We start from the raw sequence: 1,323 nt of genomic DNA, 5'->3' as shown, positions 1-1,323 counted from the left end.
CATCTTTATTGATATATACAATAATTAAAACAATTTTAAGTAGATTTTTTTTACTGTTTATAAATTTTACAAAAATCTTGTGTAATGAGCGTTGACAGAGATGGTGTGTAGCGTAGCAGGAACGACAACTCTGGATAGAGAATGATGTAAGTGATCCATGCAGTCCCTGCCACGATCCATATATACACTCCGACAAAAGTTAAGCACCACCCTATATTTTTATCGATATATTTTTTTACATCAATACTGTTAAAACAATAAAATAGATATCACCATTTTTCTTACACTTCTTAAAAGACTACACCAAGGGCTCTAAAATTACCAATCTACGAAGTATTTATCATCCTGAAAGACGTGACTATGACGTGGCAAAAATGGGGTTCAAAACAGGCGCTGGAAAAACGTAAAACCAGTTTGTCTTTGATGGAAGTTTTTAACATTGCATTAAAATGCAGAGTCTTCAGATTTTAAGAACTTTTAAATGCATCTATTGTGCGTATGTGTAAGGCATAAAAATCAATAACGAGTATATCCACCGCGTTTATTGTGAAGTTCTGTAACACGCCTCGTCATGCTTCGCACAAGACGCCTAAGCCGTTCTTGGGGGAACTGTTGCCACTCCTGTAAGATAGCAGTTCTTAATTCGTCAATATTTTGACATTTTGGATTGCGTTGGTTAATTTTTCGGCCAATAAAGTCCCATACATGCTCTATAGGGTTCATGTCTGGCGACATCGCAGGCCATGGAATTGTCTGAACAGCCTCTTGCTGTAAAAAATGTTGTACAATTCGGGCTCTATGTGGCCTAGCGTTGTCGTCCATGAACATTGGCCTGTCAGCCAACGCATGATTGTCGAAATGGGGGACTACGCGTGGAGCGAGCACATTGTCACGGTATTTTTGGCCTGTCAGATTACCATCAAGAACGTACAAGTCCAACTTACAGTCAAAGGAAAAACAACCCCAGACAGTTACACCCCCACCCCCAAAAGCAGTTGTGCCCAAAATGTGGTTGTCCTGAAATGAAGTGTTTCGTTGGCGCCAAACCCTTGCACGACCGTCGGTAGGGCGTAACAAAAAACGACTTTCATCAGACCAGTGGACCCGTCTCCATGTGCGAATAGTCCACCCCAAATGATCATGTGACCAGTCAAATCGAGCATGGCGATGACGTAATGTCAACTGTGGACGTTTTATGGGTCGTCGCGCTCGCATTCCCTGATGGTGGAGGCGTCTGATTACAGTGCGTGTGCTAATGTGGCCTCCAAACGCTAAATTACCACGAAGTGCACCAGCTGTACTGAACGGCCGTTGCCGCGCCCG

The 1,323-nt window shown here is 42.6% G+C and carries 1 protein-coding gene; it reads right to left on the bottom strand.

Features of this window, described 5'->3' with window-relative positions:
* Positions 1 to 516 precede the first annotated feature (516 nt).
* A partial coding sequence (locus CDZ78_RS20510) for a transposase (RefSeq protein ID WP_174664606.1) occupies positions 517 to 1,323 on the bottom strand: 807 nt, incomplete at its 5' end.

This window comes from Bathymodiolus platifrons methanotrophic gill symbiont, from assembly GCF_002189065.1.
Classification (GTDB): domain Bacteria; phylum Pseudomonadota; class Gammaproteobacteria; order Methylococcales; family Methylomonadaceae; genus Methyloprofundus.
Note: the sequence above shows the minus strand (reverse complement) of the source record. Positions and strands in the feature narration are given on the sequence as shown.